The sequence below is a fragment of the Mesorhizobium sp. M1252 genome, assembly GCF_040318265.1.
In the GTDB taxonomy this organism is placed as follows: Bacteria; Pseudomonadota; Alphaproteobacteria; order Rhizobiales; family Rhizobiaceae; genus Mesorhizobium.
This window is the reverse complement of record NZ_JAMYLX010000004.1, coordinates 482565-508158: the sequence shown is the minus strand read 5'-3', so window position 1 is coordinate 508158 and position 25594 is coordinate 482565. Positions and strand designations below refer to the sequence as shown.

At 63.2% G+C, this 25594-nt stretch carries 20 protein-coding genes and 1 pseudogene; 15 read left to right on the top strand and 6 right to left on the bottom strand.

The annotated features are described in order from the left end of the window. Positions 1–97: 97 nt before the first annotated feature. The 3 genes from NKH22_RS11640 to NKH22_RS11630 all read right to left on the bottom strand — a co-directional run bounded on the left by NKH22_RS11640 (position 98) and on the right by NKH22_RS11630 (position 5385). Entirely contained in the window at positions 98–3229 is a 3132-nt protein-coding gene (locus NKH22_RS11640; protein WP_352909576.1) for an efflux RND transporter permease subunit, read from the bottom strand. After that, positions 3226–4389, bottom strand: a complete 1164-nt coding sequence (locus tag NKH22_RS11635; protein ID WP_023691844.1) for an efflux RND transporter periplasmic adaptor subunit — start codon at positions 4387–4389, stop codon at positions 3226–3228. The genes NKH22_RS11640 and NKH22_RS11635 overlap by 4 nt, the downstream gene beginning before the upstream one ends. Positions 4390–4560: 171 nt before the next feature. Next, a complete protein-coding gene (locus tag NKH22_RS11630; RefSeq protein ID WP_023671160.1) occupies positions 4561–5385 on the bottom strand; it encodes a MurR/RpiR family transcriptional regulator in 825 nt (274 codons plus the stop codon). A 146-nt stretch (positions 5386–5531) separates the two neighbouring features. Here NKH22_RS11630 and NKH22_RS11625 point away from each other — a divergent pair, with 146 nt between their 5' ends. The 15 genes from NKH22_RS11625 to NKH22_RS11555 all read left to right on the top strand — a co-directional run bounded on the left by NKH22_RS11625 (position 5532) and on the right by NKH22_RS11555 (position 22308). Next, complete coding sequence (locus tag NKH22_RS11625) at positions 5532–6350, top strand: N-formylglutamate amidohydrolase (RefSeq protein ID WP_023691843.1); 819 nt, start codon at positions 5532–5534, stop codon at positions 6348–6350. 17 nt (positions 6351–6367) lie between these two features. Further along, positions 6368–7912 carry an amino acid permease gene (locus NKH22_RS11620; RefSeq protein ID WP_023691842.1) on the top strand — a complete coding sequence of 515 codons (1545 nt, stop codon included), beginning with the start codon at positions 6368–6370 and terminating at the stop codon, positions 7910–7912. Positions 7913–7990: 78 nt separating this feature from the next. Beyond that, positions 7991–9547: an amino acid permease gene (locus tag NKH22_RS11615; RefSeq protein WP_023691841.1), complete on the top strand. Its 1557-nt coding sequence runs from the start codon at positions 7991–7993 to the stop codon at positions 9545–9547. A gap of 79 nt (positions 9548–9626) precedes the next feature. Then, entirely contained in the window at positions 9627–10997 is a 1371-nt protein-coding gene (locus tag NKH22_RS11610) for a glutamine synthetase family protein (RefSeq protein WP_023691840.1), read from the top strand. Between the two features lie 90 nt (positions 10998–11087). Beyond that, entirely contained in the window at positions 11088–11543 is a 456-nt protein-coding gene (locus tag NKH22_RS11605) for a DUF7662 domain-containing protein (protein ID WP_023691839.1), read from the top strand. Beyond that, positions 11540–11959, top strand: a complete 420-nt coding sequence (locus tag NKH22_RS11600) for a type II toxin-antitoxin system VapC family toxin (RefSeq protein WP_031196520.1) — start codon at positions 11540–11542, stop codon at positions 11957–11959. The genes NKH22_RS11605 and NKH22_RS11600 overlap by 4 nt, the downstream gene beginning before the upstream one ends. 13 nt (positions 11960–11972) lie before the next feature. Beyond that, a complete protein-coding gene (locus NKH22_RS11595; RefSeq protein WP_023691838.1) occupies positions 11973–13358 on the top strand; it encodes an aldehyde dehydrogenase family protein in 1386 nt (461 codons plus the stop codon). 18 nt (positions 13359–13376) lie between these two features. Then, positions 13377–14549, top strand: coding sequence for an iron-containing alcohol dehydrogenase (locus NKH22_RS11590; protein WP_023691837.1), 1173 nt, complete (start codon positions 13377–13379; stop codon positions 14547–14549). A gap of 239 nt (positions 14550–14788) precedes the next feature. Next, positions 14789–15895 (top strand): ABC transporter substrate-binding protein, encoded by a 1107-nt coding sequence (locus NKH22_RS11585; RefSeq protein WP_023671169.1) that lies wholly within the window; start codon positions 14789–14791, stop codon positions 15893–15895. Positions 15896–15958: 63 nt separating this feature from the next. Next, complete coding sequence (locus NKH22_RS11580; protein WP_023817252.1) at positions 15959–16873, top strand: ABC transporter permease; 915 nt, start codon at positions 15959–15961, stop codon at positions 16871–16873. Further along, entirely contained in the window at positions 16870–17661 is a 792-nt protein-coding gene (locus NKH22_RS11575; protein WP_023671171.1) for an ABC transporter permease, read from the top strand. The genes NKH22_RS11580 and NKH22_RS11575 overlap by 4 nt, the downstream gene beginning before the upstream one ends. 30 nt (positions 17662–17691) lie before the next feature. Next, positions 17692–18756 (top strand): ABC transporter ATP-binding protein, encoded by a 1065-nt coding sequence (locus NKH22_RS11570; protein WP_023686439.1) that lies wholly within the window; start codon positions 17692–17694, stop codon positions 18754–18756. Positions 18757–18904: 148 nt separating this feature from the next. Beyond that, positions 18905–20458 carry a cation:proton antiporter gene (locus NKH22_RS11565; protein WP_352909573.1) on the top strand — a complete coding sequence of 518 codons (1554 nt, stop codon included), beginning with the start codon at positions 18905–18907 and terminating at the stop codon, positions 20456–20458. Positions 20459–20546: 88 nt separating this feature from the next. Further along, positions 20547–21455, top strand: coding sequence for an endonuclease/exonuclease/phosphatase family protein (locus NKH22_RS11560; protein ID WP_023820630.1), 909 nt, complete (start codon positions 20547–20549; stop codon positions 21453–21455). Positions 21456–21462: 7 nt separating this feature from the next. Further along, positions 21463–22308, top strand: coding sequence for an EamA family transporter (locus tag NKH22_RS11555; protein WP_023820631.1), 846 nt, complete (start codon positions 21463–21465; stop codon positions 22306–22308). A gap of 13 nt (positions 22309–22321) precedes the next feature. Here NKH22_RS11555 and NKH22_RS11550 read toward each other — a convergent pair. From NKH22_RS11550 to NKH22_RS11540, 3 genes and pseudogenes are all read right to left on the bottom strand, one after another. Then, positions 22322–23538: pseudogene (locus NKH22_RS11550) on the bottom strand (MFS transporter). A gap of 89 nt (positions 23539–23627) precedes the next feature. After that, positions 23628–23945 (bottom strand): Dabb family protein, encoded by a 318-nt coding sequence (locus tag NKH22_RS11545; RefSeq protein WP_023820632.1) that lies wholly within the window; start codon positions 23943–23945, stop codon positions 23628–23630. Between the two features lie 20 nt (positions 23946–23965). Beyond that, positions 23966–25594, bottom strand: coding sequence for a GMC family oxidoreductase (locus tag NKH22_RS11540; RefSeq protein WP_023733503.1), 1629 nt, complete (start codon positions 25592–25594; stop codon positions 23966–23968).

Sequence of the window (25594 nt, the reverse complement as noted above, 5' to 3'; positions counted from 1 at the left end):
GTTATTCGCGGGAGCGCTGGACCGACGTTAGTTGGCGCTGCACCCCCACCCCGGACCTGCGGTCCGACCCTCCCCACAAGGGGGATGGTAAGCGGAGCTACTCCGCCGGCTCGACATTGGCGTACGCCGCTTCCTCAAGCTCCCGCTTCAGCCTCGCTTCCTCATGCGTCTTCGGCGTGACGAAGCGGCCGAGCAGGAGGTAGGCGACCGGGGTCAGGAACAGCGTCGAGGCGGTGGCGAGACCCAGCCCGCCGACAATGACCCAGCCGAGCGCGATGCGCGCTTCGGCACCGGCGCCGGCGGCCAGCACCAGCGGGACCCCGCCGAGAATGGTGCAGATCATCGTCATCATCACCGGCCGCAGGCGGATGATCGAGGCCTGCTCGATCGCCTCGCGCACGCCGAGGCCGCGGTCGCGCAGCTGGTTGGCGAATTCGACGATGAGGATGCCGTTCTTGGCCATGACGCCGACCAGAAGCACGAGGCCAATCTGGCTGTAGGCATTGAGGCTGGTGCCTGACAAAAGCAGCGCAAAGATTGCGCAGGCAAGGCCGAGGGGGACCGTCGCCATGATGATGACGGCGCTGACGAAGCTTTCGAACTGGGCGGCGAGCACCAGGAGGATGATGACCAGCGCGAAGCCGAAAATGGTGATCATGGCGCTGTTGGTCTCGCCGAGCGTCGCGGCTTCGGCCAGCGGCAGGACGCGGCTGCCCGGCGGCAGCAGCGGGGCGGCGATCTGCTCGGCAACGCCGAGCGCGTCACCCAGTGCGAAATTGCCGTTCAGGTTCGAGGTGATCGCCACCGAAGGCTGCTGCTGTTCGCGGGTCAGCGACGGCGGCACGGCGCGCTCGGTCAGCGTGGCGATGGTCGACATTGGCACGAAGCGGCCGTCGGCGGTCTTCAGGAAGATGTTTTCCAGATCGGTCGGATCATTGATCGGGTTGGTGGTCGAGACCAGCTTCACGCCATAGCTGCGGTCGGCGATGTAGACATCGACGACATCGTTGCCGTCGAGCATCGCCTGCAAGGTGTTGGCGAGACCCGATATGTAGATGCCGAGATCGGAGGCGCGCTCGCGGTCGATCGCCACCGCCAGCTGCGGCTGCGTCGGGTCGATGGAAAGCCGCGGCGTCTGGAAGCGCGGATCGGCCTGCATCCGGGCGATGATCTTCACCGCCGCGTCGCCGAGCGCCTTGCGGTCGTTGCCGACCAGCGCGAATTGCAGGCCGTTGCCGGCGCCGCGAATGCCGAGGCTATTGGCCTGCACCGGGAAGATGCGCACGGATGGCACCTGCCGGGTCAGCTGGCTTATCTGCGCCATGATCTCCTGCTGGCTGCGCGTGCGCTCGTCCCACGGCGCCAGCGTCATCACCATGAAGCCGGAATTGTAGGCGCCGTTCTGGCCGGCGTTTTCGAAGGTCGAGACGATCTCGCCGGAATCGCGCAGCGGCTGGATCAGCCGCTCGATCTTCTGCATCTGCTGCGTGGTGTAATCGAGGCTGACGCCTTGCGGCGCGTTGATGCGCAACAGCACGACGGCGCGGTCCTCGCTCGGCGTCAGTTCCTGGCGGATGGTGCCGAACAGGCTGAAGGCGACGCCCGCAAACAGCACCGCAACCAGCAGCACGATCCACGGCGCGCCGAGGCAGGCATGCAGGGCGCGCTTGTAGGCCGCGTTCAGCGCGCCACCGACGCGCGCGCCAATGCCGTGACCGCCTTCATGGTGGAGCGATGCGCCGGTCAACATGCGCGAGGCCAGCATCGGGCACAGCGTCAGCGCCACCACGCAGGAGAGCAGCACCGACATGGCGAGGACGAAGCCGAATTCGCGAAACAGGCCGCCGGTCTGTCCCGGCAGGAAGGAGATCGGCACGAAAACGGCAACGAGCGTCAGCGTCGTGGCGATGACTGCGAAGAACACTTCTTGGGCGCCGAGCACGGCGGCGGCACGAGGCCCCATGCCTTCGTTGCGCCGTCGCACGATGTTTTCCAGAACGACGATGGCGTCGTCGACGACAAGGCCGGTTGCCAGCACCAGCGCCAGAAGCGTCAGGATGTTGATGGAGAAGCCGGCGAGATAGATGGCGGCGATGGTGCCAATCATGGCGACCGGCATTGACAGACCAGGGATCAGCGTCGCGCGCCAGTCGAGCAGGAAGATGTAGATGACGATCAGCACCATGGAGATCGACAGGCCGAGCGCGATCTCGACCTCGTGCACGGCGCCGTTGACGAAGACTGCGTCGTCGCTGGTGATCTTGATCGACATGCCCTTGGGCAGGTTTTCCTGCAGCTTGGCGACGGCTGCCTTCACTCCGGTGGAAATATCCAGCGTGTTCGATTCCGCCTGGCGGATGATGCCAAGGCCAATGCCGGTCTTGCCGTCGGAGCGCAACGAGGTCTGGCCGATGTCGGGACCGAGCGTGACGGTGGCGACGTCGCGGATGCGCGTCGTGCCGCCGATGATGATGTTTTCGAATTCTTCCGGCGTCGTCACATCGGCCGTGGTGCGGACGATGAGATCCTGGTTGGTGGTGGTGATCGAACCGGCTGGTGAATCGAAAGCGACCGAGGCAAGCGCTGCCCTCAGATCGGCCACAGTGAAGCCGAGGCTGGCGAGCTTGTTCTGGTCGACATCGATGCGGAAGATCTTGTCGCGGTCGCCATAGACCTGAACGTCGGCGACGCCAGGCACGGCAGCCAGTTCGTCCTCGATCTGGTCCTGGACGATCACCGTCATGTCCTGCACCGACATGGTGTCGGAGGTGACGGCCAGTCGCATCACGGCATCGGAATTGGCATCGGCCTTGACGATGCGCGGCGGGTCGGCGGTCTCCGGTATCATGTTGGCGACACGGCCGACCGCGTCGCGCACGTCGGAGGCGGCGACGTTCAAATCGACGCCGTCGTTGAACTCGATGGTGACGCGGCTCTGGCCGAAGGAAGAGGTCGACGAGATCGACTTGACGCCGGAGACGCGGGCGACCGCGCCCTCGATGGTGTCGGTCAGTTCACGGTCGACGGTTTCGGCGGCGGCACCCTCGAAGGCCGTCGACACGGTGACCACGGCGCGGTCGACATCGGGCAGTTCGCGGATTTCGACGCCATAGAAAGCGGCAAGGCCGGCCACTGCGATCAGCGTGTTCAGCACGAAGGCCATAACCGGCCTGCGGATGAAGAGTGCGGTGAAGCCGGTTTCGCTGGCGGTGCTGACGGGTGCAGTCATGAGCCTTCGGCAGCTTCCGCGGCGCGCTGATCCTGGCCGGCGATGCGGACCGCGCCGCCTTCGCTGACGCTCTGGGTGCCTTCGGTGACGACCATGTCGCCATCCTCGATCTCAGCGTCGATCAGCACCGTCTCAGTGTTGCGCTGGATGATGCGCACGGGAACGCGCCTGGCCTTGCCGTCCTCGACCTGCCAGACATAGGCGCCGTCGGAACCCCACAGGATTGCCAGCGGGCTGACGGCCGGATAGGTGTCGCCGGGGAAGCGCATGGTGATGCCGAACGACATGCCGGCGCGCAGCGAATCCGCCGGATTGGCGATTGCAGCCTTGACCAGCAGGGTGCGGCTCTTTTCGTCGATGTGGTTGTCGATGGCCGACACAGTGCCGGTATAGGCCTTGCTCGGATTGGCGATCGGCGTCGCCGACAGTTGCGCGCCGACCTTGACGGCGGCGGCGAAGCGCTCGGGCACCAGGAAATCGACCAGGATGGAGGAGCGGTCGTCAAGCGTGGCGATCGCCGACTGGCTGGTGACGTAATTGCCGGCCGATATCGGCAGGATGCCGACCGTGCCGGCGATAGGGGCGACGATCGAACGACGCTGCAAGGCGAGTTCGGCATCCTGCAGCGCCAGTTTGGCGCCGGCCAGCACCACTTGGGCATCGGCGACGGCGACCGGGGTCGCGGCGTTGGAGGCCCTCAATGATTTCACCCGCTCGAGCTTGTCCTGGGCATCCTGCAAGGCAAGCTTGGCACGATCTTGCGAGATCACCTCGGTCTCGGAATCGAGAACAGCGATGATCTGCCCCTTGTCGACGCGGGTGCCGGATTGGACGAGAAATTCAACGAGGCGCCCAGAGCTGTATGGGTTGACCGTCACCGAGGCGTTGGCGCGGCCGGTGCCGATCGCCTGCAGGCGATCGTTGATGGTGGCGGTGGTCGCCGGCAAGGCGACGACATTTGCCGGGCGGCCGGCAGCGTTGCGGCCGCCTGCCTGTTTTGTCGTGTCGACCGCACCGGTTGTGGCGGGCGCCGAAGCATAGGTCCAGTCGATGCCCCAGCGTGCTAGAACCTCCGGCGCGCCCGGGAAGAATCGCGCCCAGGCGAGGACAGCCGCGACCAGGATCACAAGCGCAAAAACGATCTGTTTCCAGGCGGCCATCGACACTCCGGTTGGCAAAACGTCTACCGGTTTCGCCAAGCAAAAAAACGCGCAGCGACGCACCCGGTATGTGCGAAGCCGCCGCAATATCATGGCTTTATGGCAATTCTGCCGCTTCCATGCACATTAAATCTGCGTAATTTTGCGCACCTGCGGCGGGGATTGAACGTGTCAGCGCAGGCTTTCGAGGTCGCGGATGCGCCTGGCGCTGTCGGCCTCGAGCTGCCTCGTGACGGCGCCGATCAGCGTCTCGGCGACAACGAACAGAGCGGCCGAAGAGTCCCACGCCGAAGGCACGGCGGTGCGTCCGGCAATGACATGGCGGGCAAAGCGGGCGATCGGCGATAGCCACTGGTCGGTGAACAGCACGATCTGAACGCCGCGCTGATGCGCGGTCTGGGCAAAGCGGACCAGACTGTCCTGGTAGCGCCTGATGTCGAAGATCACCAGCACGTCGCGCTTGCCCATGTCGATCAGCCGGTCGCGCCAGATGCTCTCCTGGCCGGCAAGGTGATAGACATCGGGCTGGATGATGGCGAGGTGGGCGGCCATGTAGCGTGCCAACGGATCGGTGAAGCGGCCGCCGATCAGGAATGTCTTGCCGCGCCGGTCGGCAAGCCTTGCGGCGATGTCGGCAAGCTGTCTGTCGGAGAGATGCCTGAAGGTCTCGCGCATATTGTCCAGCGTCGCCTCCAGCATTGGCGATACTGCACCGCTTGGGGAGGCCGGGTTGAGCGTGCGCGATGCCGGCGACTGCAATTGCGCCGCCAGTTCGTCCTGCAGCGCCGACTGGAATTCGGGATAGTTCTGGAACCCCAGCCTGGAGACAAAGCGCAGGATGGTCGGCGACGATACGCCGGCGGCGGTCGAGAACTCGGCGACCGTCTTCAGCCCGATCAGCGGATAGTTCGCAATCAGTGTCTGCGCGGCGCGGCGCTCGCCGGCCGGCATCGTGCCGATGCGGTCCGAAATCAGTTCGGCAATGCTGGAAATCATCGTTTTCCCCACCCCTGAGCCCGTCCAGACCGCTTCCCCGAAATCGCGTTGACAAAGCCGGACAAACTGTATGAAATCATCCACAGGGACGCAATGAGGCAAAATACGTAACATAAGATACAGCGCTCCCCAGGGGACGGCAGACTATGGAGAGAGCACGGCCCGCCAGCCTTGCATCGTCTGATACCGTAGGGGTGACGAACCCCGGCGGGTCCAGCCCTTTCGTGCTGACCTGCGACCACGCTTCCAACTTCCTGCCGTCCGAATTCGGCACGCTTGGCCTGCCGGCCGAGGACCTCTCCCGCCACATCGCCTGGGACCCCGGCGCGCTGCCGGTGGCGCGCCGCATCGCGACCGCCCTCGATGCGACGCTCATCGAAACCCGCATCTCGCGCCTGATAATCGACTGCAACCGTCCGCTCGAGGCACCGGACCTGGTGCCGCCGGTAAGCGAGACGACGGCCATTCCGGGCAATGCCGGCCTGTCGGACAGTGAGCGCGCCGAGCGCATCGCTTTGTCGTGGCGGCCGTTCCACGACACGATCGCATCGATCATCGACGACCGGCAGGCGCGTGGGCAGGACACCCGGCTGGTGTCGGTGCATTCCTTCACGCCGGTCTACAAGGGCAAGAACCGGCCCTGGCATATCGGCATCATCCATGATGACGACCGCCGGCTGGCGTCGCCGCTGATAGCGGCGCTGCAGCGGCTCTCCGGCGTCACTGTCGGCATCAACGAGCCCTATTCGCCGGCCGACCGCGTCTATTTCACTTTGGAGCGCCATGCACGCTCGCGCGGCCTTGCCTGCGCAATGATCGAAATCCGCAACGACGAGATCTCCGGCGAGACCGGGCAGCGGAAATGGGCGGATCTGCTCACAGGCATTTTTTCTGACCTGGAACCCGAGGAGGCCAAGGGTTCCCGGCGACACGCAATGGGAAAGTCAGTTCAATCGGCCAGCTAGAAAAACAGGGGACGAAAATGGCAGGACCGGACAAATCAGACGCTGAAAGATCGGAGGATGTAAAAACCCTCCATAGCATGGGCTATGCCCAGGAGTTGGCTCGCCGCATGAGCGGCTTCTCGAATTTCGCAATTTCCTTTTCGATCATTTGTATTCTGGCGGGCGGCATCACGTCCTTCCCGCTGGCCATGGCGACCGGCAGCGGCTTCGAGGCGACTGTCGGCTGGGTCATCGGTGGCGTCTTTGCACTTGTCGTTGCCGCGTCCCTTGGCCAGATCGGCTCGGCCTACCCAACGGCCGGCGGTCTCTACCACTGGTCGTCAATTCTCGGCGGGCGCGGCTGGGGCTGGGCCACGGCCTGGATCAACTTGCTCGGCCTGGTCTTCGTCGTCGCCTCGGTCAATGTCGGCGTCTACGCGCTGTTCAAGGACCTTGTCTGGTCCGGCGTGTTCGGCAACGACGTCTCCGCGTGGGGCTATCAGGAGCAGGTGATCGGCGTTGTGATCATCACGGTCGCACAGGCGCTGATCAACCATTTCGGTATCAGGCTCACCACCATGCTGACGGATTTCTCGGGCTACCTCATTCTGGTCGTCGCCGTCGTGTTGACCGCGATGTTCCTGATCTGGGGCGCAAGCTGGGATTTCTCGCGGCTCACCACCTTCGTCAATAACACCGGTGATCCAGGCGCAGGCTACGTTCCGACCGCACGGACGGCACTCGTCGCCTTCCTGATCGGCCTGCTCTACCCACTCTACACCATCACCGGCTTCGACGCTTCGGCCCACACGTCCGAAGAGACCCACAATGCCCGCGTGGCGGTGCCGCGCGGCATGATCCATTCGGTCCTGTGGTCGCTGGTGTTCGGCTTCGTCATGGCCGTTTCGTTCGTACTGGCCAGCCCCGATCTGGCAGCGACGGCCAAGGATGGCGCCAATGCCTGGTTCAATCTCTTCAACAACCTGCCGGCACCATTCCTGCTGAAGAGCATCATTGCCATCGCAATCGTGCTGGCGAACTTCATCTGCGCTCTCGCCGGACTGACGTCGACCTCGCGCATGATCTTTGCCTTCGCGCGTGACGGCGGCCTGCCCGGTTCGTCGGTGTGGAAAACCGTCAGCCCGACATGGCGCACGCCGGTGGCGGCAATCTGGCTCGGAGCGGTGCTCGCGGTCGCAGCGACATTGTACTCGCCGGCTTTTGCCGCACTGGCGGCCGGCTGTGCATTGTTCCTCTACGTGTCCTACGCCATGCCCGTGGCCGCCGGCCTGCTTGCCGAGGGCAAGAGCTGGACCGAATTCGGCCCGTTCCGCCTCGGCATCTGGTCCAAGCCGTTCGCCGTCATCACGGTGCTTGGCGTTCTGGTGCTGATGTATGCCGGCATCCAGCCGCCCTTCGACATCCTGATCAACTATGCCATCGGCCTGATCGTTCTGCTCGTGGTGCTGTGGTTCGGCATCGAATCGCGCCGCTTCAAGGGCCCGCCGATCGGCGCCGACATTGCTCGCCGCGCTTCGGAGATCGCGGCCGCGGAAGCAGCCGTCGGCCAGACGGCAGGCTAACAGCAAAGACGAGATGCTCCGGCCGGCGCAAGCCGACCGGGGCAGGGCCGGCCAGCTAAGAACGCAAAGGGGACTACAATGGCAGCACCGGGTTATTCAGACACAGACAAGGCGGAAGACGTAAAGCACCTCCATTCCATGGGCTACGCCCAGGAACTTGAGCGGCGGCTAAGCCGCTTCTCCAACTTCGCCGTTTCCTTCTCCATCATCTGCATCCTGTCCGGCGGCATCAATTCGCTAGCGCAGGCAACGTCGGGCGCCGGCGGTATCGGTATCGGCATCGGCTGGCTGGTCGGCTGCTTCGTTTCGCTCACCTTCGCGGTCGCCATGTCGCAGATCAGCTCGGCCTATCCGACGGCCGGCGGCCTCTATCACTGGGGTTCGATCCTCGGCAATCGCGGCACCGGCTGGGTGACGGCCTGGCTCAACCTGCTCGGCCTGATCACCGTGCTTGGCGCCATCAATGTCGGCACCTGGACGTTCTTCATCGGCGCCTTCGGGCCGACGCTCGGCATCGAGGGTACGCTGACCAATCAGATGATCTTCCTGGTCATCATCACTGGCGCCCAGGCCCTGATCAACCATCTCGGCATCAAGCTGACGGCGAAGTTGACCGATTTTTCGGGCTACCTGATCTTCTTCGGCTCGATCCTGATTGCGGTCGTCTGCCTGTTCTCCGCCGAGACCTGGGATTTCAGCCGGCTCTTCACCTTCCACAACTACTCGGGTGAGGCCGGCGCCAGCGTCTGGCCGTCCGTCTCGAACGCCTGGGTGTTCGCTCTCGGCCTCTTGCTGCCGATCTACACCATCACCGGCTACGATGCTTCGGCACACACTTCCGAGGAAACCATCAAGGCGGCCTCATCGGTGCCGCGTGCGATGGTGATGTCTGTTATCTGGTCGGCGGTCTTCGGCTATTTGTTCCTGGCCGCCTTCGTGCTGATGATCCCCAACATGGACGACGCCGCCAAGCAGGGTTGGAACGTGTTCTTCTGGGCCTTCGACCAGCGCGTCAGTCCCGGCCTCAAGGAGTTCGTCTACCTCGTCGTGTTCATCGCCCAGCTGTTGTGCGGCCTCGCAACCGTCACCTCGGCTTCGCGCATGATCTTTGCCTTCTCGCGTGACGGCGGCCTGCCGGGCTCGTCGGCACTGGCCAAGGTCAGCCCGACCTATCGCACGCCAGTGGCGGCCATCTGGACGGCGTCGGTCCTGTCGGTGCTGTTCGTTTGGGGTTCGACGCTGGTTTCGGTCGCCGGCACTTCGGCCTACACCATCGTCGTCTCGTGCACCGTCATCTTCCTGTTCCTGTCCTTCACCGTGCCGATCGTGCTCGGCATGGTGGCCTGGGGCACGCCGAAGTGGGACAAGATGGGACCGTGGAACCTGGGCCGTGGCATCTTCATGCTGTTCGGGGTCCTTTCCATAGTGTCGATGATCCTGATCTTCATCATCGGCATCCAGCCGCCGAACGACTGGGCGCTGTACATCACCGTCGGCTTCTTCATCCTGACGGCGATTGTCTGGTTCGCCTTCGAGCGCAATCGCTTCCAGGGCCCGCCGCTGGGCGACATCATCGCGGCGCGTCAGGCAGCGATCAAGGCTGCCGAACAAGCTGTCGGCGAAACCGGCCACTGACGTCACCATCATGGCCATGGCCGGCGTGCAGCCGGCTATGGTTTCGTCCTCAACGACCAAGCACTGGAGTGCCAAAGGAATGGCCGGAAATTTCTCGTTCGATCAGTTGAAGAAAGCGGTCTCCAGTGGCGAGATCGACACGGTGCTGGCCTGCATCGTCGACATGCAGGGGCGGCTCGCGGGAAAGCGTTTCCTGGCGCAGTACTTTGTGGATTCTGCTCATGACGAGACGCATGGCTGCAACTATCTGCTCGCCGCCGACATCGATATGGAGCCGGTGCCGGGCTACAAGGCGGCAAGCTGGTCGAAGGGCTATGGCGACTTCGTCATGAAGCCGGACCTTGCCACGCTGCGGCGGGTTCCGTGGCTGGAAAAGACCGCGCTGGTGATCTGCGACGTGCTCGACCACCACACCCATGACGACCTTCCGCATTCGCCGCGCGCGATGCTGAAAAAGCAGGTCAAGCGGCTCACCGAACGCGGCTATATCGGCTACTTCGCCTCCGAGCTCGAATTCTACCTGTTCAACGAGACCTACGATTCCGCCCGCAAGAAGCACTGGCAGGGGCTCGACACCGCGTCGCCCTATATCGGCGACTACCAGATCGGCATCACCACCAAGGAAGAAGGCGTCATGCGCCGGCTTCGCAACGAGATGGAAGCGGCGGGCATTCCGATCGAAAACTCCAAGGGCGAATGGGGCCCGGGGCAGGAAGAGATCAATGTGCGCTATGCCGAGGCGCTCGACATGGCGGACCGCCACGTCATCCTGAAGAACGGCGCCAAGGAGATTGCCGAGTCCGAAGGCAAGTCGATTTCCTTCATGTCGAAATACAATTACGGGCTCGCCGGTAATTCCAGCCACATCCACAATTCGCTGTGGAGCGCCGATGGCAAGACGCCATTGTTCTTCGACAAGAAGGCGGACTGGACTTTGTCCACGCTTGGCCAGCAATGGGCGGCTGGGCAACTGAAATATGCCAGGGAGTTTACCTGGTTCCTGGCGCCCTACATCAACTCCTACAAGCGCTTCCAGGCCGGCACCTTCGCACCGACCAAGATCATGTGGAGCGAGGACAACCGCACCGCCGGCTTCCGCCTGTGCGGTGAGGGCACCAAGGGCATCCGCATGGAATGCCGCATCGGCGGCGCCGACCTGAACCCCTATCTCGCTTTCGCGGCGCTGATCGCCGCCGGCCTTGCCGGCATCGACGAGAAGCTCGAACTGCAGAAGCCGTTCGTCGGCGATGCCTACCAGGCCTCGCGCCTGCCGGAGATCCCGAAGACGCTGCGCGACGCCACCGAGACGCTGGCCAAGTCGAAGATGCTGAAGCAGGCGCTCGGCGACGATGTGCTCGAACATTATGTCCACACCGCAAAGTGGGAGCAGTTCGAATACGACCGCCGCATTACGGATTGGGAACTGCACAGGGGGTTCGAGCGGTATTAAAACTTTATACAGCTTTAATGTTGACAATGTAGTGAAGTTAGTACCATATGGTACCTGTAAACTGCAGTGCGCTACATTGAGGAGTTTGCAATGTCCAAATATGCGCCGCTCAAGGACTTTCTCATTGCCCAAAATGTCGATCGCATTCCGATGTCATTCGCCGAAATCGAGAGAGTGCTCAATCTGCCGCTGCCCGCATCGAAGCAATACCCTGCATGGTGGAGCAACAATCCGAGCAACAATCCCATGACAAGGGAGTGGCTTGAGGCTGGGTTCGAGACCGAATCCGTCAATATAGGGAGTGGGAAACTGGTATTTCGCCGCGTTCGCAAAGTACCCATTTCGGCGCCGCCCAGTGGTAGCGTGCCTGCCGCGCCAAAGGAGGCGCGCGCGGATCGCCACCCCGGTTTTGGTTTCATGAAGGGCCTGATAACAATCGAAGCCGGATTTGATATCACCAAACCTTTCGATGACGAGCCATGGGACCGGGGCTATCTGGGCGGTGAGGCTGACGCGCGTGACGGCAAACTTGCGGTGCGTAAATGAGCGAAGAGCCAAACCTGCTTCTGGATACATGTGCGATGATCTTTGTCGCCAACGATAGTCTGATCGATCCGCACGCAAGCCGGGAGATTTCGGAAGCGGCCTATGACGGCCGTCTGTATCTTTCGCCGATGTCGGCATGGGAGATCGGAATTGGCGTAGCCAAGGGCCGGCTCAATCTGCCATTGGCGCCACTCGACTTCGTGGAGCGATTCATCGAGCGAATGTCGGCGAAGCTCAGCGCTATCTCACCAGCCATTCTGATTGCGTCATCCAACCTGCCCGGTCCGCCTCATGGTGATCCCATGGATCGGATACTGATGGCAAGTGCGAGAGCGTTGGACATGGTTCTGGTGACGCGTGACGAGCCCATCCTTCGCTATGGCCGCAATGGCCATCTGCGCACCCTAGCCTGCTAACTTGGAGTATCCTTTGGAAACCGTAAAACTCAAATCGCCCATCGATGGTTCGATTTACGCCGAGCGGCCGATCGCGACCGACCAGGCGATCAATGCCGCGGTCGAGCGCGCCAAGGCGGCGCAGGAGAAGTGGGCGCTGACGCCGATCGTCGAGCGCGGCAAATTTATGCTGGCGATGCTCGAAGCGCTGGTCGCGATGACCGACGAGATCGTGCCGGAGATCGCCTGGCAGATGGGGCGACCGGTGCGCTATGGCGGCGAGTTCGGCGGCGTCAGGGAACGCACCAATTACATGGTCGAGATCGCTGAAGCCGCGCTGAAATCCGTGCCGGCATCCAACCCGAAGGACGGCTTCCGACGCTATGTGAAGAAGGATCCGCTCGGCGTCGTCATGGTGATCGCGCCGTGGAACTATCCCTATCTGACCGCCGTCAACACCATCGTGCCGGCACTGATGGCCGGCAATACCGTTATCCTCAAACATGCGGCGCAGACGCTGCTGGTTGGCGAACGGTTCCAGCAGGCGTTCGACAAGGTTGGGCTGCCCAAGGGCGTGTTCCAGAATGTCGTGCTGAACCATGCCCAGACCGAGAAGCTGCTCGGCTCGGGCAAGATCGACCATGTCAATTTCACCGGTTCGGTCGGCGGCGGCCGCGCCATCGAGAAGGCGGCGGCCGGCACCTTCATGACGCTCGGGCTCGAACTCGGCGGCAAGGATCCGGCCTATGTGCTGCCCGACGCCAAGCTCGACCATGCGGTGGCCAATCTGGTCGACGGCGCCTTCTACAATTCCGGCCAGTGCTGCTGCGGCATCGAGCGCGTCTATGTGCATGAGAAGGTCTACGACCAGTTCGTCGAAGGTTTCATCGCCGAGACGAAGAATTATGCCGTCGGCAATCCGCTAGAACAGGCGACGACAATGGGGCCGATGGCGCAGGCGCGCTTTGCCGACCTGATCCGCGAGCAGAAGGCCGAGGCGCTGCGCAAGGGTGCAATCGCACACATCAATATGAAGGTGGCTAACGACAAGGCCGGCTCGCCCTATCTCGCGCCGGAAGTGCTGACCGGCGTCGACCACCAGATGAGCGTCATGCGCGAGGAAAGTTTTGGCCCGATCGTCGGCATCATGAAGGTGCGCAACGACGAGGAGGCGATCGCGCTGATGAACGACAGCCCCTACGGGCTGACCGCTTCGATCTGGACCGACGATATCGAGCATGCGGTGGCGATCGGCGACCGCGTCGAGACCGGCACCGTGTTCATGAACCGCTGCGACTACCTCGATCCGGCGCTGGTCTGGACCGGCGTCAAGGACACCGGCAAAGGCGTCGCCCTTTCGGCGCTCGGCTACGACAATCTGACCCGGCCGAAATCCTTCCATCTGCGCGAAGCCATCTGATTTTTTGAAAGACAAGACATGTCCAAGCTGATCTCCAAATGGAACTACCCGACCACCGTCCGCTTCGGCGCCGGGCGCATCAAGGAACTGCCTGAGGTGCTCGCTGCCACCGGCATTAAGCGGCCGCTTTTCGTCACCGATCCGGGGTTGGCGAAACTGCCGGTCGTCGCTTCGACGCTGAAAATCCTCGACGACGCCAAGGTATCCTATGGCGTGTTCTCCGAGGTGAAGCCGAACCCGGTCGATTCCAACCTCACCGCCGGCATCGCCGTTTTCAAGAAGGGCAAGCATGACGGCGTCATCGCCTTCGGCGGCGGTTCAGCGCTCGATCTCGGCAAGCTGATCGCGTTCCAGGCCGGCCAGACGCGACCGATCTGGGACTTTGAGGATGTCGGCGACTGGTGGACGCGCGCCAATTCGGATGCCATCGCGCCGATCATCGCCGTGCCGACCACTGCCGGCACAGGCTCGGAAGTCGGGCGTGCCGGCGTCATCACCAATGAGGCGACGCACACCAAGAAGGTCATCTTCCATCCGAAGCTTTTGCCGGCAATCGTCATTGCCGATCCGGAACTGTCGGTCGGCATGCCCGGCTTCATCACCGCCGGCACCGGCATGGATGCGCTGGCACATTGCCTCGAAGCCTATTGCGCGCCGGGCTACCATCCGATGGCCGACGGCATTGCGGTGGAAGGTGTGCGCCTGGTGTTCGAGAACCTGCCCAGGGCCTACGCCAAAGGCAAGGACCTTGTCGCGCGCGCCCACATGATGAGTGCGGCCGCCATGGGTGCTGCCGCCTTCCAGAAGGGTCTTGGCGCCATCCACTCGCTGTCGCATCCGATCGGCGCGCTCTACGACACCCATCACGGCATGACGAATGCGGTGTTCATGCCCTATGTCTTGGCCTTCAATCGCGACTCCATCGAGGAGCGGATTGCCCGGCTCGCTGCCTATTGCGGCATCAAGGGTGGCTTCGACGGCTTTGCCAAAGCGATCATCAAGCTGCGCAAGGAATTGAAGGTGCCGCATGCGCTGCCCGATCTGATCAAGGGGCTCGACATGGACAAGAAGCGCAAGGGGCTGATCGCCGACATGGCGGTGGTCGATCCGACAGCCGGCGGCAACCCGGTCAAGCTGACCAAGAAAGCAGCGCTGACGCTGCTCGAGAACACTATCGCCGGCACTGTCTGAGGCGGTTTCTGCGCCGGGCGTGATCTAAAAACGAAGGGAAAGGAAGGGCAAGGGGGCAAAAAGCAAGGCAATAAACCATTAGCCGGGAAATTAAGTCGAGGCTAATTGCTACAGCCGGTTAAAAAGAGTTAACTTTTCGTACCGCCGGGGGCCAGTTTCAAAAAGCTTTCATCTGGCTGTCATATGAAACCGATACCGCATCGCAGGCGTCCAGGACGCCAGTTCAACGGAGAGAACACATGTTCAAGTTCACAGGGAAAGTGCTTTCCCTTTCGGCCGTCGCCCTCATGGCGACCTCTGCTATCTCGTCGGCCCAGTCCATGGATGAACTGGTTGCCGCTGCGAAGAAGGAAGGCCAGCTCACGACCATCGCGCTGCCGCATGACTGGTGCGGCTACGGCGCCGTCATCGACGGCTTCAAGGCAAAGTATCCTGAGATCACCATCAACGAACTCAACCCCGATGCCGGCTCCGGCGACGAGGTCGAGGCGATCAAGGCCAACAAGGACAACAAGGGCCCGCAGGCGCCCGACGTCATCGACGTTGGCCTGTCCTTCGGCCCGACCGCCAAGGCTGACGGCCTGATCCAGCCCTACAAAGTGTCGACCTGGGACTCGATCCCCGACAGCGCCAAGGATGCCGATGGTTACTGGACCGGCGACTACTATGGCGTGCTATCCTTCCTGGTGAACAAGGACCTCGTCAAGGAAGCGCCTGCTGACTGGGCTGACCTGCTGAAGCCGGAATTCGCCAACACCGTGGCGCTTGCCGGCGACCCGCGCGCCTCGAACCAGGCCATCCAGGCCGTCTACGCGGCCGGCATTTCCGGTGGTGCGGCTGCCGGCGAAGCTGCTGGCACTGCTGGTCTCGACTTCTTCAAGAAGCTTAACGCCGCCGGCAATTTCGTGCCGGTCATCGGCAAACCGGCGACCCTGGCACAAGGCCAGACGCCGATCCTGGTGACCTGGGATTACAATGCACTTGCCGGTCGCGACACGCTGAAGGGCAATCCGCCCGTCGACGTCGTCGTGCCCAAGACCGGTGTCGTTGCCGGCGTCTATGTGCAGGCGATCAGTGCTTTCGCACCGCATCCGAACGCTGCCAAGCTCTGGCTGGAGTATCTCTACTCCGACGAAGGCCAGATCGGCTGGCTGAAGGGCTATTGCCACCCGATCCGCTTCAACGATCTTGCCAAGAACGGCAAGCTCCCGGCGGACGTGATGGCCAAGCTGCCGCCGGCCGAGGCTTACGCTGCCGCAGTGTTCCCGACGCTGGACGAGCAGGGCAAGGCAAAGGAAGCCGTCACCAAGAACTGGGATGCCGTCGTCGGCGCCAACGTCAAGTAAGGCTTGAAACCAACCGGGCGGCCTCGCGGCCGCCCGGTGTTCCTCGGAGACGGTAGCCGGCGCATGACAGATATCTCGCTTTCCGATCACGCAGTTGCCGGGAAGACCGCGCCCCCCAGCGAGGCGCGTGCAATGCGACTGCCGACGCAATGGCTCGGCGTTGCGCCATTCTTCATCTTCGCCATCATGTTCCTGATCCTACCCACGCTCTATCTGATGCTGGGTGCATTCCAGAACGATGCCGGCGAATTCACGTTCGAAAACATAGCAGCACTGGCGCAGCCATCGATTGTCGCCGCCTACTGGATCTCGCTCAAGGTCAGCCTTTCCTCGTCGCTGATCGGCGCCTTCGCAGGTCTCGGCATCGCCATCGCCATCGTGCGCGGCGGCCTGCCGGAGTGGATACGTTCGGCGACGTTGACATTCTCCGGCGTGGCTTCCAATTTCGCCGGCGTACCGCTGGCCTTCGCCTTCATCGCCACGCTCGGCCGGCTGGGCCTTGCCACGGTGATGCTGAACACTTTTTTCGGTCTTAATATCTACGCGCACGGCTTCAACATCCTGTCGTTCTGGGGCCTGACGCTGACCTATGTCTATTTCCAGATTCCCCTAATGGTGGTCATCATCACGCCTGCGATCGACGGCTTGAAGAAGGAGTGGGGCGAGGCTGCGGCGACGCTTGGCGCCACCCAGACGCAATACTGGCGCATGGTGGTCATCCCGGTGATCTGGCCGAGTTTCCTCGGCACGGTCATCCTGCTCTTCGCCAATGCCTTCGGCGCCATCGCCACCGCCTATGCGCTGACCGGCTCTTCACTCAACATCGTGCCGATCCTGCTCTATGCGCAGATACGCGGTGACGTGCTGCACAATGCCCATCTCGGCTATGCGATCGCCTTCGGCATGATCGTCATCACCGGGCTGGCCAATGTCTTCTACATCTGGTTCCGGACGCGCTCGGAGAGGTGGCTGAAATGAAGTCCGGAAAATTCTGGGCCTGGGTCGTCTTCGGGCTGGGCGCGGCCTATTTCTTCATTCCGCTGATCGCGACGGTGGAATTTTCCTTGCGCATGCGGCGCGGCGCTTATTCCTTCGACGCCTATCAGATCGTGCTTGGCGACCCTCGTTTTCAGGCGACCTTTGGCTACTCAGTGCTTGCCGCCATCTTCACCATCATTCTGGGCGTGTTGATCGTGGTGCCCGCCGCCTACTGGATTCGACTGCGCCTGCCGCAACTGCGCCCGATCGTAGAGTTCATCACGCTGCTGCCGCTGGTCATTCCCGCCATCGTCATCGTCTTCGGCTATATCAGGATGTACGGTTCGAATTCGCCGCTGCCGTTCCTGGCGACCGACATGGGCACAAATGCCTTGCTGGTCATCGGCTATGCAATGCTGGCGCTGCCCTACATGTATCGCGCGGTCGATACCGGACTGCGCACCATCGACGTCAGGACGCTGACCGAAGCGGCGCAGATCCTTGGCGCCGGTTGGGGCACGATCATTGGTCGTGTGATCCTGCCCAATGTGCTGATCGCCGTGCTGTCGGGCGCCTTCCTTACCTTCGCCATCGTCATTGGCGAATTCACCATGGCCAGCTTGCTCAACCGGCCCGCCTTCGGCCCCTATCTGCAAAACGTTGGCGCCAACCGCGCCTATGAGCCGGCGGCGCTTGCCATCATCGCCTTCGCCATCACCTGGGGCTGTATGTCGCTGATCCAGATCCTGTCCCGTTTCGCGCCGAGATCGGCGAACCGCCCGAACTGATCGACAAAGTACTGATCGAAAGAAAAAGCCATGGCCGAACCATTCCTCTCCATCCAGCATGTGCGAAAATCCTTCGGCGCCACCACCGTGGTCGAAGATTTCAATCTTGATGTCGAGCCGGGCGAGTTCGTTTCCTTCCTTGGGCCATCGGGTTGCGGCAAGACCACCGTGCTGCGCATGGTCGCCGGTTTCGAAGAGCCGTCGGCGGGCAAGATCGTCGTCGCAGGCAAGGACATCACGAGGCTAAAGCCCAACCAGCGCAATGTCGGCATGGTGTTCCAAGCCTATGCGCTGTTCCCCAACCTGACGGTGGCGCAAAACATCGGCTTTGGCCTGAAGGTCGCCGGCATGCCCAAGGCGGACATCGACAGACGCGTGGCCGAGATGCTCGACATCATCAAGCTGCCGCAGATGGCCGACCGCTATCCCTACCAGCTCTCCGGCGGCCAGCAGCAGCGCATCGCGCTGGCCCGCGCCATCGCGCCGAAGCCGAAGCTGCTTTTGCTCGACGAGCCGCTGTCGGCGCTCGATGCCAAGGTACGTGTGTCGTTGCGCGAGGAAATCCGCTCGATCCAGAAGAAGCTCGGCATCACCACCATCTTCGTCACACATGACCAGGAAGAGGCGCTGTCGATCTCCGACCGCATCGCGGTGATGTATGGCGGCAAGGCCGAGCAGGTCGGCACGCCGTTCGAGATCTACAACCGGCCGGCGACCAAGTTCGTCGCCAACTTCGTCGGCACGCTGAACGTGCTCGAAGGCAAGGTCACTGACGCCGCGGCCGGCACGGTGCAGGTCAACACGCAGGAAGTCTCGCTCAAGGGCAAGCTCAACGGCTCGAAGTCCGGTGACACGCTGTCGCTGGCGCTGCGTCCCGAGGCGATTTCGCTAGGCCGCCAGCCCGGTCGCGATTCAAGCCTGTCGGGCGAAATCTCCGAAGTGCACTTCCTCGGCTCGGTCATCCGCGTTCGCGTCGGCATCGGAGGCAACACGGTGTCGCTCGACACCTTCAACAGCCCGGCAACGCCACCGCCCGCAGTCGGCGAGAAGGCCGACATATCGTTCTCATCAAGCGATATGCTGGTGCTGCACTAGCAAGCAGCATTTTGGCGCGACCGAGGCGGTCGATTCGAGCTGGCGCGATGAACGGCCGTATCATTGCCGGACCCCGAGTGCTGGATAATCAACAGCATCTTGCCATCCAGCCACTGCCCATGATGCCGCTTCGCCGCTACGATGGGCCATGGCGCTATTCGAACTTACCCTCATCCTGCTTCTGGCTGCCGTCGCGCTGACGGCGCTGTCGCGGCGGCTGGAAATTCCCTATCCGTCCCTGCTGGCTCTGGCCGGCGTCGCGATTGCCTTCGTACCCGGTGCGCCGACGATCGAGATCGATCCGGAGCTGGCGCTTGCCCTGTTCATCGCGCCGGTGCTTCTCGACGCCGCCTATGACACGTCGCTGCGCGACCTCAAGCGCTACCGGCTGTCGCTCGCGTTGCTGGCGCTGGGCGCCGTGGTCTTCACCACCGTGATGGTTGCCTTGGTCGGCTGGAAGATGGCCGGCCTGCCGATCGCGGCGGCAATCGCGCTCGGCGCCATCGTCGCGCCACCGGATGCGGTGGCCGCATCCGCCGTGCTCAGCCAGTTCAAGGTGCCGCACCGCATCACCGCCATCCTGCAGGGCGAGAGCCTGCTCAACGATGCCACGGCGCTGCTGATCTACCGGCTGGCGGTTTCGGCGGCGCTTGGCACGATCATGCTCAGCAACGCCGTTCCGGTGATCCTGCTGGCAACGATCGGCAGTGTGATCGCGGGCTATCTGTTTGGCCGCGTCTCGCTGCTGGCGCTCGGCCGCATCGAGGATGCGGCGAGCAGCACGGTGGTGCAGTTTGCCGGAACCTTCGCCGTGTGGATCATCGCCGACAGGCTCGGCCTTTCCGCCATCATCACCATCGTCGTCTATGCCATGACCATTGCGCGCAGGGCGCCGCGCCAGTCGTCGGCGAGACGCCGCGTCAGCACCTATTCGGTCTGGGAGTCGGCGGTGTTCGTGCTCAACGTGCTGGCTTTCGTGCTGATGGGCCTGCAGGCACGCACGATCGTTGGCAGGCTGGCCGGCGACGGGCAAGGCGAAGCATTCCTTTTCGCCGCAACGGTGCTGGTCGTCGTTATCGTCGCGCGCCTTGTCTGGGTGGCGAGTTACGTCGCGATCATCCGGTGGCTTGCCCGCTTCGGCAGCCAAGAGGCAAGGCGGGAATTGCCGACGTTCGGCGGCGCCGTCATTGTCGGCTGGTGCGGCATGCGTGGGTTGGTGACGCTGGTGGTGGCCATTGCGCTGCCGGCCGATTTTCCCGGCCGCGACCCGATCGTGCTTGCCGCCTTCGCGGTGGTGCTGGGCACGCTGGTGCTGCAAGGCATGACGCTGAAGCCGCTGCTGCGCTGGATCAACTTCGACCCCGATAGAACCGTCGACAATGAGGTGGCGCAGGCGCGCGTCGCCATCATGCAGGCAGCACTGGACGTGCTGAGCCGCAAGACATCTGCGGCCGCCGCCGTCGTGCGCGAACAGTATGAAGCGCAGCGCCTGATTGCGGAAAACCCGGAGGACGCTCAGGCCGCGACCGAATACGACCGGCTGCGCCTCTATGCCATCAACCGCCAGCGCGACACGCTCGAGGAGTTGCGCAGCAACGGCACGATCGGCGACGAAGCCTACCACCGGCTGGAGGAAGAGATCGACTGGGCCGAACTGGCGGCATCGCCGGCGGGCCGGTTCCAGCCGCTGACCACATCATAGACGCTGGCCCAGTTCCGCCGTCGTGCCGGTACATTGCAACCCGTCTGCCGAACCGCTACTGCCAAAGCGAAATTCAGCCGGATAAGCAATGAAGCTGGTCAGCTACAACATCCAGTACGGGTTCGGCGGCGATGGCCGGTACGATCTTTCGCGCTGCACCAAGCTGGTCGACGGCGCCGATATCATCGCGCTGCAGGAGGTCGAGCGGCATTGGCAGCGCACCAATGAGGACGACCAGCCGGAGGTCCTGTCCAAGCTGCTGCCTAGCTATTACTGGGTCTATGGCCCGGCCTTCGACATGGACGCCAGTGAGCAGCGCGACGGCCGGGTCGTCAACCGCCGCCGCCAGTTCGGCACCATGCTGCTGTCGAAGCTGCCGATCGCCTGGTCGCGGCTGCACGCGCTGCCCATGCGCCGCACGCTCAAGCCGCTCAACACGCGCAACGCCGCGCTCGAATGCATGATCCGCACGCCGGCCGGACCGGTAAGGGTCCTGTCGCTGCATCTCGCCCATATCGCGGCGGAGGAGCGTCTGGAGCAGATCGACTATCTCTTGGCCGAGCATCGCCGCGCGCCGTCCGAGGGCGGCCCGTGGAGCGGCGCGGACGATGAGCCTTCGCGCAACTGGACCAGCGGCGAGGCCGAGCCGGAGAACCCGACGGCGGCGATCTGGATGGGCGATTTCAACATGGAGCCTGGCAGCGCCGAATACAGCCGCATCGTCGGCAGCACGCCCTATCATCGCGGGGCGGCCTATCTCGACGGCTTTGTTGATGCCGCTGCCGTCGCTAGCGAGCCGGCTGCCGATTACCACACCCATGTGAAAACGATCGACGGGAAAGTGGCAAAACGCCGGCTCGACCATTGCTTCGTCGGCGGTATGTTCGCCGACAGTGTGCGCTCGGTCAGTGCCGATATAGGCGAGATCGCTTCAGACCATTTTCCGGTCCGGATCGATATCGATCTCGAAACGCCTTTGAGCTCGGGAGATCGGTGAGCCCTCGATGACGCTTTTCGTCTTCTTCGCGGTGCTTGCCGCCGCCGCCATGCACGCGATCTGGAACGCGCTGGTCAAGGTCCATCTCGATCGCTTCCTGTCGATCACGCTGATGACACTGGGCATGGGGTTTGCCGCGCTTTTCGTGCTGCCCTTCGTCGAGTTTCCGAAGGCCGAAGTGTGGCCTTTCATCATCGCCTCGGTGATTTTCCACATGGGCTACCGGACTTTCCTGATCGGCGCCTACAAGGCCGGCGATTTCGCCCAAACCTATCCGCTGGCGCGCGGCACGGCGCCGCTTTTGACCGCCCTCGGCGGCGTTGTCGTGCTGCAGGAGATGCCGGCGCCTTTCGCCATCCTCGGCATCCTGCTGCTGTCGGCCGGCACGTTGGTGATGTCGTTTCGCGGCGGCGCGCATCTGGAGCGGATCAATGTGCGGGCGGTCGGCTTTGCGCTCGGCACTTCGATCTTCATATCCAGCTACACGCTCTCCGACGGCAGCGGCGCGCGGCTGGCCGCAACGGCAACGAGCTATGCCGCATGGCTGTTCATCTGCGATGCCACGTGGGCGCTGGTGCTGTGCCTCATCTTTCGCGGGCCCAAGGCCCTGCCCGTGCTGGCGCGCGACTGGAAGGCAGGCCTGTTCACCGGCGTGCTTAGCGGCGCGGCCTACTGGATCGTCATGTGGGCGATGACCAAGGCGCCGATCGCCTCGGTGGCGTCGTTGCGCGAGACGTCGATCCTGTTTGCCATGATGATCTCGGTTTTCGCGCTCGGCGAGAAGATGACAGGCTGGCGCGGCGCCGCCGCGCTCAGCATCGTCGCCGGTGTCGTGGCCCTCAGACTGGGCTGAGAGCCTGACTACTTCAGCCGAGCACCGTCATCACCTGTCCGCGCCGTTCCGGACTGAAGCGGATGACGACGATGATGCAGACGGCGACCACGCCGGCAAACAGCGCCAGCGCGTAGCCATAGCTGCCTCCAGACGCCTCGGCGATGCCGGCCTGGTAGGGACCGCCATAGGACGCCGCGAGATTGCCGGCCTGGTAGATGAAGCCGGGCAAGGTTGCCCGCACGGCGCCGGGCGACAGCTCGTTAAGATGCACCGGGATGACGCCCCAGGCGCCCTGCACCGCGACCTGCATGACGAAGGCGCCGATGGCCAGCATGAACGGTGTCGAGCTGAAGGCCCAGAGCGGAATCGAGGGCAAGGCAATCAGGCAGGGGAGCGTTATCGCGCTGACGCGGCCGATCTTCTCCGACAGTGCGCCGAACGCCAACCCGCCGACGATGGCGCCGATATTGGCGACGATGGTGATCCAACTCACCGTGTGCGGGTCGAAGCCATGCTGCTTCTTGAGGAAGGTCGGGTAGAGGTCCTGCGTGCCGTGGCTGAAGAAATTGAAGAACATCATCAGCACGACCGCATAGACGGCGACGCCCCAGTGCTTCCGCAGCGTTTCAAGAAGGCCAGGTCTGACGGACTTCTGCGCCTCGACGAAGGCCGGCGATTCCGGCACATGCGAGCGGATGAAGAGCACGATCAGTGCCGGCAGGAAGGAGAGCAGGAACATGGCGCGCCAGCCGATCGTGTAACCACCGATCGTCTGCTCGTAAAGCACGCCGTAAACCACGGCCGCCAGAAGGTAGCCGGTGGGATAGCCGCATTGCAGGATGCCCGAGACCATGCCGCGGGCACTGGGCGGAATGGACTCCATGGCGAGCGAACTGCCCAGCCCCCATTCGCCGCCCATGGCGATGCCGAACAGAGCGCGCAGCGCCAGGAAAATGCCGAGATTGGGCGAGAAGGCAGCCAGCGCGCCGACCACCGAATAGCTGACGATGTTGAGCATCAGAATGGGCTTGCGGCCATATTTGTCGGCCAGCCTGCCGAAGAAGAAGGCGCCGATGAAGCGTGTCGCCAGCGTCAGGAACAACGCTTTGGAGACTGCGGGACGTCAGTGTTGAATTCGGTTGCGATATCGGTGAGCAGGAACGTCAGAAGGAAGAAATCAAAAGCGTCGAGCGTCCAGCCGAGGAAGGAGGCAAGGACGGTTTTCTTCTGCTGCGCGGTGAGAGCCACGACGTTCCTCCTAAACGCCCCCGGGGAACGATATGTTCCTTGGGGCGCAAAAGAGAACAGGCGTCAGCCGGCTTTCGAAAGAAGCGCGGTCACTTTTTCGTAATGTCGAGATCGAACACCATCAGCCCGTCGGTGCCGCCTTCGAGCGCTGCGACCAATCGGGCGCCGGCGCGCTGATGCGCTTCATGCACGAGATAGGCGTCGCGGGCGGCGGCATCGCGGAAGTCGATGGTGAAGGCATGGCTGAAGCCGCGCACGAACGGCTCCGGGCTGACATTGGTGCTGAAATGGACCGCGTCCATGCCGTCGACAACGGAGCGCAGTGCTTCGAGATCGGCGTGGATTGCCGTGCGCTCCGTGGCGGGCACATCGCTGCGGAGGCGTACGAAGACGCAGTGTCTGATCATTGGTTCGTTCTCCTAAGTGGCTATGCGGCCCGATTGCCGGAGAACACCGCCGGCGGCAGCGGCTCGCGGCCGAGGATGATGTCGGCGCCTTTTTCGCCGACCATGATGGTCGGCGCGTTGGTGTTGGAGGAGGGCACGCGCGGCATGACCGAGGCGTCGCAGACACGCAGGCCCTCGATGCCGCGCAGGCGCAGGTCCGGTGTGACCACCGCCATATCGTCATGGCCCATGCGGCAGGTACCCACCGGATGATGGTCGGTCTTGGCGGTGCGGCAGGCATAGTCGATCAGCTCGTCATCGCTGGCGAGCGATGGTCCGGGCAGCACCTCGCGCAACACGTAAGGTGCAAGCGCCTTCTGCCGCATGATCTCGCGCGCAAGCCTGAGGCCCTTGATCGACATGGCGCGGTCATAAGGGTCCGACCAATAGTTGGGATCGATCAGCGGGTGGTCGGCCGGGTCGGCGCTGCTCAGCCGCACCGTGCCGCGCGAGCGCGGGCGCAGGAAGGCCGAGTTCAAGGTCACGCCGGGGTTCTTCAACCTCTCGACGCCGGCCTCGATGCCGGAGCCGAGTCCCAGATGGAACTGGATGTCGGGCGAGGCGGCGGTCGGATCGGCGTACCAGAAGCCGCCGGTCTCGAACAGGCTGGAGGCGACCGGCCCTTTCTTCAGCAGCAGATACTGCAAGCCGGCCCACGCGGTGCGGTGCAGCTTGGCGTAGTTGTCATAGGTGTGGTCGCCGGTGCATTCGGCGATGACGAACAAATCGAGATGGTCCTGCATGTTGGAGCCGACACCGGGCAGATCATGCACCGGCGTCACGCCGACCGATTTCAGGTGATCAGCCGGGCCGATGCCCGACTGCATCAACAGCTTCGGCGAACCGATGGCGCCCGACGAGACGATCACTTCGCGCTCGGCGCGCATGATGGTCTTCTCGCCGCCGGGTTTGTCGACGGTCTCGACGCCGATGGCGCGGCCTTTCTCGACGACGATGCGGGTGACCAGCACATCGGTTCGGACTGTCAGGTTCTTGCGGGCGCGGATGGGCTTCAAATAGGCGACCGAAGCGGATGAGCGCCGGGCGTCCTTCTGGGTCAGCTGGTAGTAGCCGACGCCTTCCTGGCTAGCGCCGTTGAAATCCGGGTTGAAGGGGATGCCCATCTCTTGGCCGGCGCGGAAATAGGCCTCGCAAATCGGCAGCGGCGAAATCGGGTTCGACACGCCGAGCGGCCCCTGGTCGCCGTGAAAATCGTTGGCGAAGCGCTGGTTGTTCTCGGCGCGCTTGAAATAGGGCAGCACGTCGCGATAGCCCCAGCCCGCGAGGCCCTCTTCCTTCTCCCATGCGTCGTAGTCGCGAGCGTTGCCGCGCGTGTATATCTGGGCATTGATGGACGAGCCGCCGCCGACCACCTTCGCCTGCGTATACCAGAAGACGCGGTCTTGCATGTGCCTCTGCGGCACAGTCGACCAGCCCCAGGAAGCGATGCCCTTGGTCATCTTGGCAAAGCCCGCCGGCATGTGGATGTAGGGGTGCCAGTCCTTGCCGCCGGCCTCGAGCAGCAGCACGGAGTTCGCTGGATCCTCGCTCAGCCGGTTGGCCAGAACGCAGCCGGCCGGGCCGGCACCTACGATGATGTAGTCGGTCAT